Source organism: Malikia sp. (assembly GCF_028687635.1).
Classification (GTDB): Bacteria; Pseudomonadota; Gammaproteobacteria; order Burkholderiales; family Burkholderiaceae_C; genus Malikia.
On sequence record NZ_JAQTZS010000001.1, the window covers coordinates 13,718 to 28,055 of the forward strand.

15 protein-coding genes are annotated in these 14,338 nt (G+C 67.2%); 7 read left to right on the forward strand and 8 right to left on the reverse strand.

The genetic code is table 11. The features are described from left to right. The first annotated feature begins 66 nt into the window (after positions 1-66). The 3 genes from PHR85_RS00080 to PHR85_RS00090 are packed head-to-tail and all read left to right on the forward strand — an operon-like array spanning position 67 to position 3,463. The gene (locus PHR85_RS00080) at positions 67-1,029 is read left to right on the forward strand and encodes a phosphoglycerate mutase (RefSeq protein WP_300048992.1); all 963 of its coding nucleotides are present in this window, start codon (positions 67-69) and stop codon (positions 1,027-1,029) included. Next, positions 1,026-2,762: a single-stranded-DNA-specific exonuclease RecJ gene (recJ, locus tag PHR85_RS00085; RefSeq protein WP_300048995.1), complete on the forward strand. Its 1,737-nt coding sequence runs from the start codon at positions 1,026-1,028 to the stop codon at positions 2,760-2,762. The genes PHR85_RS00080 and recJ overlap by 4 nt, the downstream gene beginning before the upstream one ends. 2 nt (positions 2,763-2,764) lie before the next feature. Beyond that, positions 2,765-3,463 (forward strand): RluA family pseudouridine synthase, encoded by a 699-nt coding sequence (locus tag PHR85_RS00090; protein WP_300049568.1) that lies wholly within the window; start codon positions 2,765-2,767, stop codon positions 3,461-3,463. Here PHR85_RS00090 and PHR85_RS00095 read toward each other — a convergent pair. The 3 genes from PHR85_RS00095 to PHR85_RS00105 all read right to left on the reverse strand — a co-directional run bounded on the left by PHR85_RS00095 (position 3,460) and on the right by PHR85_RS00105 (position 5,876). Continuing rightward, positions 3,460-4,386 (reverse strand): EamA family transporter, encoded by a 927-nt coding sequence (locus PHR85_RS00095; RefSeq protein ID WP_300048998.1) that lies wholly within the window; start codon positions 4,384-4,386, stop codon positions 3,460-3,462. The two genes, PHR85_RS00090 and PHR85_RS00095, sit on opposite strands and share 4 nt — an antisense overlap. 136 nt (positions 4,387-4,522) lie before the next feature. After that, positions 4,523-5,161 carry a 3-oxoacid CoA-transferase subunit B gene (locus PHR85_RS00100; RefSeq protein ID WP_300049001.1) on the reverse strand — a complete coding sequence of 213 codons (639 nt, stop codon included), beginning with the start codon at positions 5,159-5,161 and terminating at the stop codon, positions 4,523-4,525. A gap of 10 nt (positions 5,162-5,171) precedes the next feature. Further along, entirely contained in the window at positions 5,172-5,876 is a 705-nt protein-coding gene (locus PHR85_RS00105) for a CoA transferase subunit A (RefSeq protein ID WP_300049004.1), read from the reverse strand. Positions 5,877-5,980: 104 nt separating this feature from the next. On the opposite strand from PHR85_RS00105, the gene PHR85_RS00110 reads away from it, so the two are divergent. Next, positions 5,981-6,544 carry a PAS and helix-turn-helix domain-containing protein gene (locus PHR85_RS00110; protein ID WP_300049007.1) on the forward strand — a complete coding sequence of 188 codons (564 nt, stop codon included), beginning with the start codon at positions 5,981-5,983 and terminating at the stop codon, positions 6,542-6,544. Positions 6,545-6,551: 7 nt separating this feature from the next. Here the strand turns inward: PHR85_RS00110 and PHR85_RS00115 are convergent, their stop codons facing one another. The 5 genes from PHR85_RS00115 to PHR85_RS00135 all read right to left on the reverse strand — a co-directional run bounded on the left by PHR85_RS00115 (position 6,552) and on the right by PHR85_RS00135 (position 12,390). Further along, positions 6,552-6,995 carry a hypothetical protein gene (locus tag PHR85_RS00115; protein WP_300049010.1) on the reverse strand — a complete coding sequence of 148 codons (444 nt, stop codon included), beginning with the start codon at positions 6,993-6,995 and terminating at the stop codon, positions 6,552-6,554. Between the two features lie 235 nt (positions 6,996-7,230). After that, positions 7,231-9,822 (reverse strand): bifunctional aconitate hydratase 2/2-methylisocitrate dehydratase, encoded by a 2,592-nt coding sequence (acnB, locus tag PHR85_RS00120; protein ID WP_300049013.1) that lies wholly within the window; start codon positions 9,820-9,822, stop codon positions 7,231-7,233. 48 nt (positions 9,823-9,870) lie between these two features. Next, positions 9,871-10,371, reverse strand: a complete 501-nt coding sequence (locus PHR85_RS00125; protein WP_300049016.1) for a hypothetical protein — start codon at positions 10,369-10,371, stop codon at positions 9,871-9,873. Between the two features lie 27 nt (positions 10,372-10,398). Beyond that, positions 10,399-11,388 (reverse strand): aldolase/citrate lyase family protein, encoded by a 990-nt coding sequence (locus PHR85_RS00130; protein ID WP_300049019.1) that lies wholly within the window; start codon positions 11,386-11,388, stop codon positions 10,399-10,401. 15 nt (positions 11,389-11,403) lie between these two features. Beyond that, positions 11,404-12,390: a malate dehydrogenase gene (locus tag PHR85_RS00135; RefSeq protein ID WP_161124258.1), complete on the reverse strand. Its 987-nt coding sequence runs from the start codon at positions 12,388-12,390 to the stop codon at positions 11,404-11,406. 148 nt (positions 12,391-12,538) lie between these two features. Here PHR85_RS00135 and PHR85_RS00140 point away from each other — a divergent pair, with 148 nt between their 5' ends. The 3 genes from PHR85_RS00140 to sdhD all read left to right on the forward strand — a co-directional run bounded on the left by PHR85_RS00140 (position 12,539) and on the right by sdhD (position 14,337). After that, positions 12,539-13,330, forward strand: coding sequence for a GntR family transcriptional regulator (locus tag PHR85_RS00140; RefSeq protein ID WP_367278686.1), 792 nt, complete (start codon positions 12,539-12,541; stop codon positions 13,328-13,330). Positions 13,331-13,476: 146 nt separating this feature from the next. After that, a complete protein-coding gene (sdhC, locus tag PHR85_RS00145) occupies positions 13,477-13,908 on the forward strand; it encodes a succinate dehydrogenase, cytochrome b556 subunit (protein WP_300049032.1) in 432 nt (143 codons plus the stop codon). A 63-nt stretch (positions 13,909-13,971) separates the two neighbouring features. After that, positions 13,972-14,337, forward strand: a complete 366-nt coding sequence (sdhD, locus tag PHR85_RS00150; protein WP_300049034.1) for a succinate dehydrogenase, hydrophobic membrane anchor protein — start codon at positions 13,972-13,974, stop codon at positions 14,335-14,337. Position 14,338: the final 1 nt, after the last annotated feature.

Here is a 14,338-nt window from a genome sequence, read left to right on the forward strand (position 1 = left end):
GATTGCCGACCCGAGATTGTGGCATCTCCGACAATAGCGGACCAAACACCCGCCTGCACCCCGACCTTGCACCACCTGATCGTTCCCTACGCCGCCACCAGCGCCCACCTGCCCAGCCAAGATGGCGCCGCGCCCCTGCTGCCTGATCTACCCGACCTGCCCCGACTGGCCAGCCTGCTGGCCAGGCTGGAACAGCAGGAAATCGACCGCGGCGACGAGTATTCGCTCAGCCCACCGCACGAGCGGGTGCTAGCGCGCGCGCTCGGCCTGCCCGCCACGGATGGCGCCATCCCCTGGGCCGCCTGGCAGGCTGGCGAACGGCAACAGGCCTGCGCCTGGTTCACGCCCTGCCACTGGCAGGCCCGCATGGACCAGGTCACGCTGCAGCCGCCGGAGGGCCTGGAGCTGTCAGAGGCCGAGTCGCGCGAGCTGTTCGATGCCCTGCGGCCCTGGGCCGAGGAGGACGGCATCGCGCTGCATTTCGAGTCGGCCACGCGCTGGCGCGCGGTCGGCCCGGCGTTCGCCGATCTGCCCTGGGCCAGCCTGGACCGGGTCGCGCACCGGCAGCTCGACGCCTGGCTGCCCGACGGCGAGCGCCACCCGCAGGCACGCGCCCTGCTGCGGCTGCAGAACGAGGCCCAGATGCTGTTCTACAGCCACCGCGTCAACGACTTGCGCGCGGCGCGCGGGCTGCCACTGCTCAACGGTTTCTGGATCAGCGGCACGGGCGCCTGGAACGGCCAGGCCCTGCCCACGCCACAGGTCAGCGACCGCCTGCGCCTGCCCGCGCTGCGCGGCGACCTGGCCAGTTGGAGCGCGGCCTGGGAACAGCTGGAGCAGGACGAGATCGCCAGCCTGCTCGAACGCGCCGAGCGCGGCGAAACGGTCCGCCTGACCCTGTGCGGCGAGCGCAACGCGCTCAGCTGGATCAGCGGCCCGCCAAGCCAGCCGGGCGCGCTGTCGCGCCTGTTCGGTCTGTTCCAGCGCCAGCGTCCGCTCGACCTCGCACGCCTCCTGAATCAATTATGAAAATCATCAACCGCGAAGTCCCGCCGCGCGCCGCCTGGGCGCTGGAGCAGGAAGGCCTGCATCCCCTGCTCGCGCGCCTGTTCGCCGCCCGTGGCGTGCGGGACATCAGCGAACTCGACGATGGCTTGAACCTGCTGCAGCCGCCCGAACAGATGCTGGGTGCGCGCGAGGCCGCGCTGATGCTGGCCGATGCCATGGCCGCCGGCCAGCGGATCTGCATCGTGGCCGACTACGACTGCGACGGCGCCACCGCCTGCGCCACCGCGCTGCGCGGCCTGAGCCTGCTCGGCGCGCCGCTGGGCTGGAACGCGGTCGACTACCTGGTGCCCGACCGCATCGCCGACGGCTACGGCCTGACGCCCTCGATCGCCGACCGGGTCAAGGCACGCGGCGCGGACATCCTGGTCACGGTCGACAACGGCATCGCCAGCGTCGACGGCGTGGCGCATGCGCGCGCACTCGGGCTGCAAGTGCTGATCACCGACCACCACCTGCCGGCCGTGCTCGACGGCCAGGTCCAGCTGCCGCGAGACAGCGTGATCGTCAACCCCAGCCAGCCCGGCTGCGGCTTCGAGAGCAAATCGATAGCCGGCGTCGGCGTGATGTTCTATGTGCTGCTGGCGCTGCGTGCCGAGTTGCGCGCGCGCGGCGCCTTCGACCTGAAAACCCAGCCGCGCATCGACAGCCTGCTGCCGCTGGTCGCGCTCGGCACGGTGGCCGATGTCGTCAGGCTGGACGCGCACAACCGGCGCCTGGTGGCCCAGGGCCTCAAGCGCATCCGGGGCGGCGCCCTGCCGGCGGGCCTGGCGGCGCTGTTCCAGGTCGCCAACCGGCACCAGGCCACGGCCAACAGCCTGGACCTGGGCTACGCGATCGGGCCGCGCCTGAACGCGGCCGGCCGGCTGGCCGACATGACGCTGGGCATTGCCTGCCTGACCACCGACGATCCGGCGCGGGCCAGCGCGCTGGCACAGCAGCTCGACGCGATCAACCGCGAGCGCAAGACGCTCGAAGGCGAGATGCGCGACCAGGCGCTGCAACTGGCTGAACAGCTCTGGGACGAGTCCGAGGCCCCGCCGCCGGCGCTGTGCCTGTTCGACCCCGACTTCCACGAGGGCGTGGTCGGCATCGTCGCGGCCCGGCTCAAGGACAAGCTGCACCGCCCGACCTTCGTCTTCGCAGCCAGCCAGGCGCCGGGCAAAGAGCATGAGCTCAAGGGCTCGGGCCGCTCCATTGCTGGCTTCCATTTGCGCGACGCGCTCGACCTGATCGCCAAGCGCCATCCGGGCTTGCTGCTGCGCTTTGGCGGTCACTCGGCCGCCGCCGGCTGCACCATCGCCGAGGAGGACTTCGACCGCTTCGACCAGGAGCTGCAGCGCATCGCCGCCGAATGGCTGGACCTGGCCACGCTGCAGCGCCAGCTCGAAGCCGATGGCCCGCTCGACCCCCAATACCGCCGCATCGAGATGATCGACATCCTGCGGCAGGAGGTCTGGGGCCAGGGCTTCGCGCCGCCCGTCTTCTGCGAGGAAGTCGAGGTCATCTCGCAGCGCCTGGTCGGCGGCAAGCACCTGCAGCTCAAGCTGCGCCACGGCGGCGAGCAGGTCGACGGCATCTGGTTCGGCCATGCCGACCCGCTGCCGGCGCGAGTGCGCCTGGCCTACCGGCTCGATGCCGACGAGTGGCAGGGCCAGCGCCGGCTGCGCTTCATGGTCGAGGGTGCCGAGCCGTGACTCTGGCACCCCGGCCACCTCGGCCACCACGCCGCCTCGCGGTGCCCGACGGCGTGACGGTGCTGCATGCCGACGACGCGCTGCTGGTGCTGGACAAGCCGGCCGGCCTGCTGTCGGTGCCCGGGCGCGGCCCGGAGAACGCCGACTGCCTGAGCGCGCGCGCGCAGGCGATCCATCCCGACGCGCTGATCGTGCACCGGCTCGACATGGGCACCTCGGGCCTGATCGTGATGGCGCGCGGCGCGCCGGCCCAGTCCGCGCTCAGCAGCGCCTTCGCCAAGCGCCTGGTCCACAAGCGCTACCAGGCCCTGGTCGCGGGACGGCCCGACCCCGCACAAGCCGACGCGCAGGGCTGGAACGAGATCCGGCTGCCGCTGATCGTCGACTGGCCGAACCGCCCGAAAAGCAAGGTCTGCTTCGAGACCGGCAAGCCCAGCCACACCCGCTGGCGGCTGCTGGCCCACGAGCAGCGGTGTGGAATCGAGGCAGCCAGGCTGGAGCTGGAACCCGTGACCGGGCGCTCGCACCAATTGCGCCTGCACCTGCAGGCGATCGGCCACCCGATCCTGGGCGACGAGCTCTACGCCGACGACGTGACGCTGGACGCCGCGCCGCGCCTGCTGCTGCACGCCTGCCTGATCGAGCTGCCGCACCCCGTCACGGGCGAGCGGCTGCGCTTCGAGAGTCCGGCGCCGTTCTAGCGCAGGCAGATCAGCACCAGCCCGGCCACCATCATCGCCATGCCGGTTTTTTCCTGCCAGCGGATCTGCTCGCTGAAGACGCGGCGCGAGATCACGTAGCTGAACACCACCTCGACCATGCCCAGCGTGCGCACATTGCCCACGCTCTGCAAGGCATAGCCAGTAAACCACGCGATCGAGGCGGCCGCGCCCATGGCACCCGTGAGCAGCGAGACCCGCCAGGCGCGCCACAGCGGCGCGAGTCCCTGCGGCGTGCAGCGCGACACCCAGGCCCCCATGGCCACCGACTGCAGCCCCTGCGCCAGCAGCACGCCCCAGGCGCTCGACACCCAGGGCGAATCGGCATTGAGCGCCAGCGCCCCGCCCCGGAAACACACGGTCGCGAGCGCGAAGCCGGCCCCAGCCGCCAGGCCATAGAGCGCCGGGCGGCTCAGCCAGGCCGACAGCGAGCGCCACTGACCTCGGGGCGGCAGCGAGAGCACGACCACGCCCAGCGTGGCCAGGAGCATCGCGAGCAGGCCCAGCGCCGTCGGCAACTCATGCAGGAACACCAGGGCGAACAGCGCGACCTGCAGCACCTCGGTCTTGGCCAGCGTCACCGCGACCGCGAAATTGCGCTCCTTCATCGCGAGCAGCAGCGCCGCCGTGGCACCGATCTGGAACGCCGCGCCGAAGCCGATCCAGGCGACATAGGCCCAGCTGAACGGCGGCAGCAGCCGCGCCGGCGCGAAGAACAGGTAGAGCGCGGCCAGATAGACCAGCGCGAACGGCAGGCCATAGAGAAAGCGCACCAGCGTCGCCGGCCAGACGCCAAGCTCGGTGGTCAGCGAGCGCTGGGCCGTGTTGCGAAAGGTCTGCGCGAGGGCCGCGAACAGCACCGCGGGAACCCAGAGCCAGTCGGGTTGATTCAGGGGTAAGGACATCGGGGGGAGCTCGGCAATCGTAGCCCTTCAATGTAACCGACGCCACCAACCATATCCGGCAACGAAAAGCCCGGCCCGCTGGCTCGCAGCGGCCGGGCTTGCAGCCCGCACGGGGCTCGAATCGAATTCGATCGGATCAGAGCAGCGGCACGCCGGTCTTGCTCTGGATGAACTCGCGCGTCACGCCATCGGCGAGCTCGACCAGCTTGAGCCCCTCGGGCGTGACATCCATCACGCCCAGGTCGGTGATGATGCGGTCGACCACGCCCTTGCCAGTCAGCGGCAGCGTGCACTCGGCCAGGATCTTGAGGTCTTCCGTGCCGTCCTTCTTGCGCGCCACATGCTCCATCAGCACGATGACGCGCTTGACGCCGGCGACCAGGTCCATCGCGCCGCCCATGCCCTTGACCATCTTGCCCGGGATCATCCAGTTGGCCAGATCGCCCGATCCGGTCACCTGCATGGCGCCCAGGATGGACAGGTTGATCTTGCCGCCGCGGATCATCGCGAAGCTCTGGTCACTGCCGAAGATGGCCGAGCCCTTGAGCGTCGTGACGGTCTGCTTGCCGGCGTTGATCAGGTCGGCGTCGACCTCGTCATCGTAGGGAAAAGGGCCGATGCCGAGCATGCCGTTCTCGCTCTGCAGCCAGACCTCGACATGGTCGGGCACGTGGTTGGCCACCAGCGTCGGGATGCCGATGCCGAGGTTGACGTAGAAGCCGTCCTGCAGCTCCTGGGCCGCGCGCGCGGCCATCTGGTCTTGAGTCCAGGCCATTTCAAATTCCTCAAACTTTGCGGGGACGGGTGGTGCGCTTCTCGATGCGCTTTTCCGGCGTCGGGTTGCAGACGATGCGGTGCACGTAGATGCCGGGCAGGTGCACGTCATCGGGGGCGATCTCGCCGGTGGCGACGATGCGCTCGACCTCGACGATGCAGAGCTTGCCCGCGGTCGCGGCGGCCGGGTTGAAGTTGCGCGCGGTCAGGTTGAAGCGCAGATTGCCCGACATGTCGGCCACATCGGCCTTGATCAGCGCGACATCGGGGAACAGCGCGTGCTCCATGACATAGGTTTCGCCGTCGAACTCGCGCAGCTCCTTGCCCTCGGCCACCAGGGTGCCGACACCGGTCTTGGTGAAGAAGGCCGGAATGCCGGCGCCACCGGCGCGCAGCTTCTCGGCCAGCGTGCCCTGGGGCGTGAACTCCAGTTCCAGCTCGCCGGCCAGGTACTGGCGCTCGAATTCCTTGTTCTCGCCGACGTAGGACGAGATCATCTTCCTGATCTGGCGGGTTTCGAGCAGCTTGCCGAGGCCAAAACCGTCGACACCCGCGTTGTTGGAAATGGCCGTGAGGTCCTTCACGCCGCTGTCGCGCAGCGCGTCGATCAGCGCCTCGGGAATGCCGCACAGGCCGAAGCCGCCGACCGCGATCAGCTGTCCGTCGGCCACCACGCCCTCGAGGGCGGCGGCCGCGCTCGGATAGACCTTGTTCATGCTTGCCTGCTCCTGTCCAATTGCTGTGGAAAGTCTTACGATACTACGTATTGGCATACGTAGTATTGCCTAGAGACCAACCCCAATACGCCAGCCTCGTGCCCATGCCAGCGACCACCACCGACTACCAGCTTGCCTTCGACCTCGCACCGGTCGGACTCGCGATCTCGCGCCACCGCGCCATGGTCGACTGCAACCAGGTGCTGTGCGAGATGTTCGGCGCCAGCCGCGAGCAGCTGGTCGGCCAGTCGTTCCGCCTGCTCTACCCGAGCGCGGACGAATACGAGCGCATCGGCGAGCGACTGGTGCCGATCTTGAACGCCAAGGGGCATTACGCCGACGACCGCCTGATGAAACGGGTCGACGGGCGCTTCAAGGATCAGCTGTTCTGGTGCCATGTGACCGGGCGCGCGCTGGATCGGGATGATCCGCACGCGGCCGGCATCTGGAGTTTCGAGGACCTGAGCGCTCACCGGCCATTCAAGGCCGACCTGACCGCGCGCGAGCGCGAGGTGGCGGCGCTGGTGCTCGAAGGCCTGACGGCCAAGGAAATCGGCAAGGTGCTCGGCATCAGCCCGCGCACGGTCGAGATCTACCGCGCCCGCCTGCTGCGCAAGTACCAGGCCGGCAACTCGGTCGAGCTGGTGCAGAAGCTCGCCGGCATCTGAAGGGGCGTCAGCCCGCGCGCGCGAAGCCGGCCTGCAGCGAGGCGCCGCCGGCACTGCCCCATTGGCGCAGGGCGCTCGACGTCCCGGGCTTGTCGCCCTTGGCCCATTCGCGCGCCTTGCCCATGTCCGAGAACTTCATGGCCGACGGACTGCCCAGGCTCTTGACCGCCAGGCGGTAGGCCCGCTCGCGCAGCGCGGCACTGCTCGAGACGATGGCGTGACGGAAGTCCAGATGGCGGAAGGCCCAGTCGGCCGTCCTGGCCGACTCCGAACTCACGAGCTCGACGTTGGTCAGCGCGGCACAGTCGAGGAAATCATCGATGATGTACTGCACCTCCTCGAAACGGCCATCCTGACGCAACTGGGCGTCGGACAACAGGTACTCCGACGCGCTCACCGCGCCGATATGCCAACGGACTATGCCGTGCTCCAGCCAGACATGCTCGATCATTCTTGACTCCCCGGTTAGATTTCTGCCTGATGTACTTCTAGCTTTCCATTGTCATCCTACCAAAAGATATTAATGGCATTGTTCAAAAATTGAACCGATATTGTCATGGGATATATGTGACATCCGAAAAGGTTGATATACACCCGGGCCGGCCTCGCAGCGCCAGCCACAAAAAAGAGCCCCCGGCACCTCTCGGCACCGGGGGCTCCCGACCTTCAGCTCAGAGAGCGAATATTCAGGCGTTCACGCCCTTGGCGGTCTCGGCGTACTCTTCGATCTGGTCGAAGTTCAGGTACTTGTAGATCTGGGTGGCGTTCTTGGCCACCACGCCGACTTCGGCCAGGTACTCCTCGGTGGTCGGGATGCGGCCCAGCTTGGAGCACACGGCGGCCAGCTCGGCCGAGCCCAGGAACACGTTGGTGTTCTTGCCCAGACGGTTCGGGAAGTTGCGGGTCGAGGTCGACATCGCGGTCGAGCCTTCCTTGATCTGCGCCTGGTTGCCCATGCACAGCGAGCAGCCCGGCATTTCCATGCGGGCACCGGCGCCACCCAGGGTGGCGTAATAGCCTTCCTTGGTCAGCTCGGCGGCATCCATCTTGGTCGGCGGCGCCATCCACAGGCGCACCGGCAGATCCTTCTTGCCTTCCAGGATCTTGCCAGCGGCGCGGAAGTGGCCGATGTTGGTCATGCAGGAACCGACGAACACTTCGTCGATCTGGGTGCCGGCGACTTCGGAGACGAACTTGGCGTCATCCGGGTCGTTCGGGCAGCAGACGATCGGCTCCTTGATGTCGGCCAGGTCGATCTCGATCACGGCGGCGTACTCGGCGTCGGCATCGGCCTTGAGCAGGTTCGGGGCCGCCAGCCAGGCTTCGACGGCCTGGATGCGGCGCTCCAGCGTGCGGGCGTCCTGGTAACCGTTGGCGATCATGTTCTTCATCAGAACGATGTTCGACTTCAGGTACTCGGCGACCGGCTCTGGGTTCAGCTGCACGGTGCAACCGGCGGCGGAACGCTCGGCGGAGGCGTCGGACAGCTCGAACGCCTGCTCGACCTTCAGGTCCGGCAGACCTTCGATTTCCAGCACGCGGCCCGAGAAGATGTTCTTCTTGCCGGCCTTGGCGACGGTCAGCAGACCAGCCTTGATGGCGTACAGCGGGATGGAATGCACCAGGTCACGCAGGGTGATGCCGGGCTGCATCTCGCCCTTGAAGCGCACCAGCACCGACTCGGGCATGTCCAGCGGCATCACGCCGGTGGCGGCGCCGAAGGCGACCAGGCCGGAGCCGGCCGGGAAGGAGATGCCGATCGGGAAGCGGGTGTGCGAGTCGCCGCCGGTGCCGACGGTGTCGGGCAGCAGCAGGCGGTTGAGCCAGCTGTGGATCACGCCGTCGCCCGGACGCAGCGCGACGCCGCCACGGTTGCTGATGAAGGCCGGCAGCTCGCGGTGCATCTTGACGTCGACCGGCTTCGGATAGGCGGCGGTGTGGCAGAAGGACTGCATCACCAGATCGGCCGAGAAGCCCAGGCAGGCCAGGTCCTTGAGCTCGTCGCGGGTCATCGGGCCGGTGGTGTCCTGCGAACCCACGGTGGTCATCTTCGGCTCGCAGTAGGTGCCCGGGCGCACGCCCTGGCCTTCCGGCAGGCCGACCGCGCGGCCGACCATCTTCTGCGCCAGGGTGAAGCCCTTGCCGCTGTCGACCGGGGCCTTGGGCAGGCGGAACAGGGTCGAGGCCGGCAGGCCCAGGAACTCGCGCGCCTTGCCAGTCAGGCTGCGGCCGATGATCAGGTTGATGCGGCCACCGGCGCGCACCTCGTCCAGCAGCACGTCGCTCTTGAGCGCGAATTCGGCCACGGTCTCGCCGTTCTTGACGACCTTGCCCTCGTAGGGCAGCACGTCGATGACGTCACCCATTTCGAGCTTGGAGACATCGACCTCGATCGGCAGCGAGCCGGAGTCTTCCTGGGTGTTGAAGAAGATCGGAGCGATCTTGCCGCCCAGCGTGACGCCACCGAAGCGCTTGTTCGGCACGAACGGGATGTCCGATCCGGTGGCCCAGATCACGCTGTTGGTCGCCGACTTGCGCGAGGAACCGGTGCCGACCACGTCGCCGACATAGGCTACCAGGTTGCCCTTGGCCTTGAGGTCCTCGATGAACTGCATCGGGCCGCGCTTGCCGTCTTCCTCGGGCTTGAAGGCCGCGTCGGGACGGGTGTTCTTGAGCATCGCCAGATAGTGCATCGGGATGTCCGGGCGGCTCCAGGCGTCGGGCGCCGGCGACAGGTCGTCGGTGTTGGTCTCGCCCGGCACCTTGAACACTGTCACGGTGATCTTCTGCGCCACCTCGGGGCGGCTGGTGAACCACTCCGCGTCGGCCCAGCTCTGCATCACTTCCTGGGCCTTGGCGTTGCCGGCCTTGACCTTCTCGGAGACGTCGTGGAAGGCGTCGAACATCAGCAGGGTCTTCTTCAGGCCCTCGGCGGCCACGCCAGCGACCTCGGCGTCGTCCAGCAGGTCGATCAGGGGCTTGACGTTGTAACCACCGACCATGGTGCCGAGCAGCTCGGTGGCCTTGGCCTTGGAGATCAGACCTGTGACCAGATCGCCATGGGCGACGGCCGACAGGAAGCTGGCCTTGACCTTGGCGGCGTCGTCGACGCCTGGCGGCACGCGGTGGGTCAGCAGATCGAGCAGGAAGGCGCCCTCGCCAGCGGGCGGGTTCTTGATCAGTTCGATCAGGTCGGCGACCTGCTTGGCATCCAGCGGCAGCGGCGGGATACCCAGCGCTTCGCGCTCGGCGACATGTTCACGGTAGGCTTGCAGCATCGTTAAAGCTCCAGTTGAAGATTGTTGTTGTTGACTCAATGCAGGGGGTCAGCGCGACTTCTGCGCCACATCGAACAGGCCGGGCGCCGGGTTGTGCCTGAGGTGCTCGGCATAGTCGGCCTGCAACGGACTCATGCATTCGTCGGCCAGGCGGCGGCCCTGCTTCTGGTCCATCAGCATGGACTTGTTGGCCAGCTGGATCCAGACCGCGCCGCGGGCCTGGTCTTCCAGCCGCAGGGCGCCGGTGGCGCTCGCGACCGGACGCAGGTGGAAGCGCTGATTCTTGAGCTGCAGGTGGAAGTAGCCCGGCGCGTCGGGGTCGGCGCGCAGGTTCACGTTCTGGCCCAGCTCGCAGGGTATGCTGCCGATCGAAACCTGCGCCGACAGCGCGAGTTCCTCTTCCTGCAGCGGCGTGACGGGCGCGACTGCCGGCTGCGCCGGCCTGGGCTTGCGCGCGGGCTCGCTGGCCGCCTGGGCGCCAAGCAGGACCAATGCGGTGCCGGCAGTCGCCACCAGGCGGGCCAGCATCAAGTTACGGTGGATCGCCATGGTTGACTCCTGAGGGAAGATCCCGGTTCAGAAAAAGACAGACGCCTCGGAGGGCAGCGCGCGGCCGGTCTGGTGCGCGCGCTCCAGCGTCTGCCAGTAGTAGCGGTAGCTGGCACGGTCGTGCAGCTGGCCGTCGAGCGCGATCGGCGCCCAGTCCGCGGCATGGGCCGCGGCGATGATGCGAGCCGACTTCTCGACTTCCTGCGCGGTGGGCGCGAAAGCCTCCAGTATGGGCTCGATCTGGTCGGGGTGGATGCTCCACATGCGCGTGTAGCCCAGCTCGCGTGCGGCGCGGCGCGCCGCCTGCTTGATCGCGGCCTGGTCCTTGAACTCGGTCACGACGCAATGCGAGGGCACCTTGCCATGGGCATGGCAGGCACTGGCGATCTCGAGCTTGGCGCGCAACACCAGCGGATGGCTGAACTGGCCCGCCACGCCCATGCCGTCGGAGGGAATCGCCCCGGCGTGAGCGGAGACGAAATCCATCAGGCCAAAGCTCAGGGATTGCACGCGCGGCTGCGCGGCGATCTCGAAGGCACGGTGCACCGCGGCCGGCGACTCGATCAGCACCTGCAGCGCCAGCTCATGGCCACCGGCGGCGTCGAGCGCCCGCACGGCGCGCTCGACATCGGCGACCGACTCGACCTTGGGCACCATCAGGTGCGACAGGCGCGAGCCCACCGCTCCGACGATCCGCGCCACGTCGGCCTCGAAGGCCGGGTGATCGACCGCATGGACGCGCACGCCGACACGCGGCGCAATCGCGCGAGCGAAATCCAGCCCTTGCACCAGTTCGGTGACGAGCTGGGCATGCTCGGCCTCGGCGCCGACGGCCGCGCCATCCTCGCAATCCAGCGTCACGTCGAAGACGCAGGCACCGAACCGCTCGGAGAACTCGGCCTGCAGCCGCAGGCTCTTGCGCATGCGCGCCTCGACACCGCTGTAGTGGTCACAGACCGGCAGCGCAAGCGCGCCAGCCTGGGCCCCCAGCAATACCTCGCGCGGATGCTTGCTCACCTGCGGCTCCTTGGCTTAGACCAGGTGGGCGACGCCAGCTTGCTCGTCGGTCAGTTCCTTCAGGGTCTTGGCGATGCAAGCCTGGCTGAACTCGTCGATCTCCAGGCCTTCGACGACCTTGTACTCGCCGTTCTCGCAGGTGACGGGGAAGCCGAACATTACGTCCTTCGGAATGCCGTACCAGCCTTGCGACGGGATACCCATGGTGACCCACTTGCCGTTGGTGCCCAGGGCCCAGTCGCGCATGTGGTCGATGGCGGCGTTGGCGGCCGAAGCGGCCGAGGACAGGCCACGCGCCTCGATGATGGCGGCGCCGCGCTTGCCGACGGTCGGCAGGAACACGTTGGCGTTCCAGTCCTGGTCGTTGATCATGTCCTTGACCGACTCGCCGTTGATGGTGGCGAAGCGGTAGTCGGCGTACATGGTCGGCGAGTGGTTGCCCCAGACGCACAGCTGCTCGATGTCAGCCACGGCCTTGCCGGTCTTGGCGGCGATCTGCGAAGCGGCGCGGTTGTGGTCCAGACGCAGCATGGCGGTGAAGTTGCCCGGCTTGAGGTCCGGGGCCGACTTCATCGCGATGTAGGCGTTGGTGTTGGCGGGGTTGCCGACCACCAGCACCTTGACGTCGCGGCTGGCGACGGCGTTCAAGGCCTGGCCCTGGGCGGTGAAGATGGCGCCGTTGATCGCCAGCAGTTCGGCACGCTCCATGCCGGGGCCGCGCGGACGCGAACCGACCAGCAGCGCGTAGTCGGTGTCCTTGAAGGCGGTCATCGGATCGCTGTGGGCTTCCATGCCGGCCAGCAGCGGGAAGGCGCAGTCTTCCAGCTCCATCATCACGCCCTTGAGCGCTTGCTGGGCTTTCTCAACCGGCACTTCCAGCAGTTGCAGGATGACCGGTTGGTCCTTGCCCAGCATTTCGCCCGAGGCGATGCGGAACAGCAGGGCGTAACCGATTTGACCAGCAGCGCCAGTGACGGCAACGCGAACGGGCTTCTTGCTCATGAGAACACTCCAGAAAAGCAACAGTTGAGAGGAAAGTGAATCCTGTCAAGTTTACCCTGCAAAAAAGGGCTTCGTCAATTTGTCTTATGTCTTATATAAGATATGATTGCATCCGATCATGGATCAGACCACGCCCGCCTCCAGCCCCATGGCCAACGCAGCCGACAAAGCCGCCTCCATCAGCGACGCTGGCCCAGCCGCGCCGACCACTGGAACGCCGGCCTTCAGCCCGCTGTATCAGCAGATCAAGGGGCTGATCCTGCAGAGCCTGCAAGCCGGTGAATGGAAACCAGGCGACCTGATCCCGAGCGAGCTGGAGCTGGCCGGACGCTTTCGCGTCAGCCAGGGCACGGTGCGCAAGGCCATCGACGAGCTCTCGGCCGACAACCTGCTGGTGCGGCGCCAGGGCAAGGGCACTTTCGTGGCGACCCACTCCGAACAGCAGGTGCAGTACCGCTTCCTGCGCCTCGAACCCGACAGCGGCAACCGCGCCAGCCAGGGACCGGCCGAGCGCCAGATACTCGACTGCCGCCGCCTGCGCGCGCCGGCCGAGGTCGCCCGCATGCTGGGCCTGCGCTCGGGCGAACCCGTGTTCGAAGTCCGGCGCGTGCTGTCCTTTCAGGGCGTGCCGACCATCCTGGAGGATCTCTGGCTGCCAGGCGACCCGTTCAAGGGCCTGAGCAGCGAGACCCTGGCCAACCACCAGGGCGCCATGTATGCCCTGTTCGAGAGCCAGTTCGGCGTGCGCATGGTGCGCGCCAATGAAAAACTCAAGGCCGTGGCGGCCGACGCCGAATCGGCCCAGACCCTGGGCGTGGCGCCGGGCTTTCCGCTGCTGAGCGTCGAGCGCGTGGCCTACACCTACAACGACACGCCGATGGAATACCGACGCGGCCTCTACCGCACCGACCACCACCACTACCACAACGAATTGAGCTGACTCGATTCCAGATTCCCATTGCCCCACCCTTGTAAGACTAGCGTTTACTGCGTTGCAATAGAATCCCGAGGTTTTCATCAACTGCGTATCCCGCCGGGTTACCTGCGGCTTACCTATCCGTCCTCAAGCCAAAAGAAAGTCCATCCATGACAGAGCTGAGCAAAAAGCGGCCCGAGTTCCGCAATATCAACGCCCTTCAGGATCTGCCGACCTACCGCCTGCCGCCGGCGGGCTGGGTCTCGATCCTGCACCGTATCAGCGGTCTGCTGATGTTCCTGCTGCTGCCATTCGTGGTGTGGCTGCTGGACGTCTCGCTGACGTCGGAGCTGTCCTACGAGCGCTTCACCTCGGCCTTTGGCGAGGGCATCGGATTCGTGCCGGGGATCCTGGTCAAGCTGGTGGTGCTGGCACTGATCTGGGGCTACCTGCACCACTTCATCGCGGGCGTGCGTCACATCTACATGGACATGACGCACTCGGTCACCAAGGAATTCGGCAAGTCGTCGGCGCTGGCAACCCTGGTGCTGAGCCTGGGCCTGACCGTGGTGCTGGGCGCCAAGCTGTTCGGTCTGTACTGATTACCCATTGACCTGATGGGACAGCCCTTGAGCGCTGCCCCTCACTGGAAGGAGAACTGATTCATGTCCGTCAATTACGGTTCCAAGCGCGTCGTCACCGGCGCCCACTACGGTCTGCGCGACTGGCTGGTCCAGCGCGTGACCGCCACGCTGATGGCCCTGTTCACCGTGGTGCTGCTGGCACAGGTGATCTTCAGCAGCGGCCCGATCGGCTACGAAACCTGGGCCGGCATCTTCGCGGCGCAGTGGATGAAATTCCTGACCTTCGGCGTGGTCCTGGCGCTGCACTGGCACGCCTGGATCGGCGTGCGCGACATCTGGATGGACTACGTCAAGCCGGTAGGCCTGCGCCTGGCGCTGCACGTCTTCACCCTCGTCTGGCTGGTCGGCTGCGCCGGCTGGGCCTACTCTGTTCTCTGGAAGCTCTGAT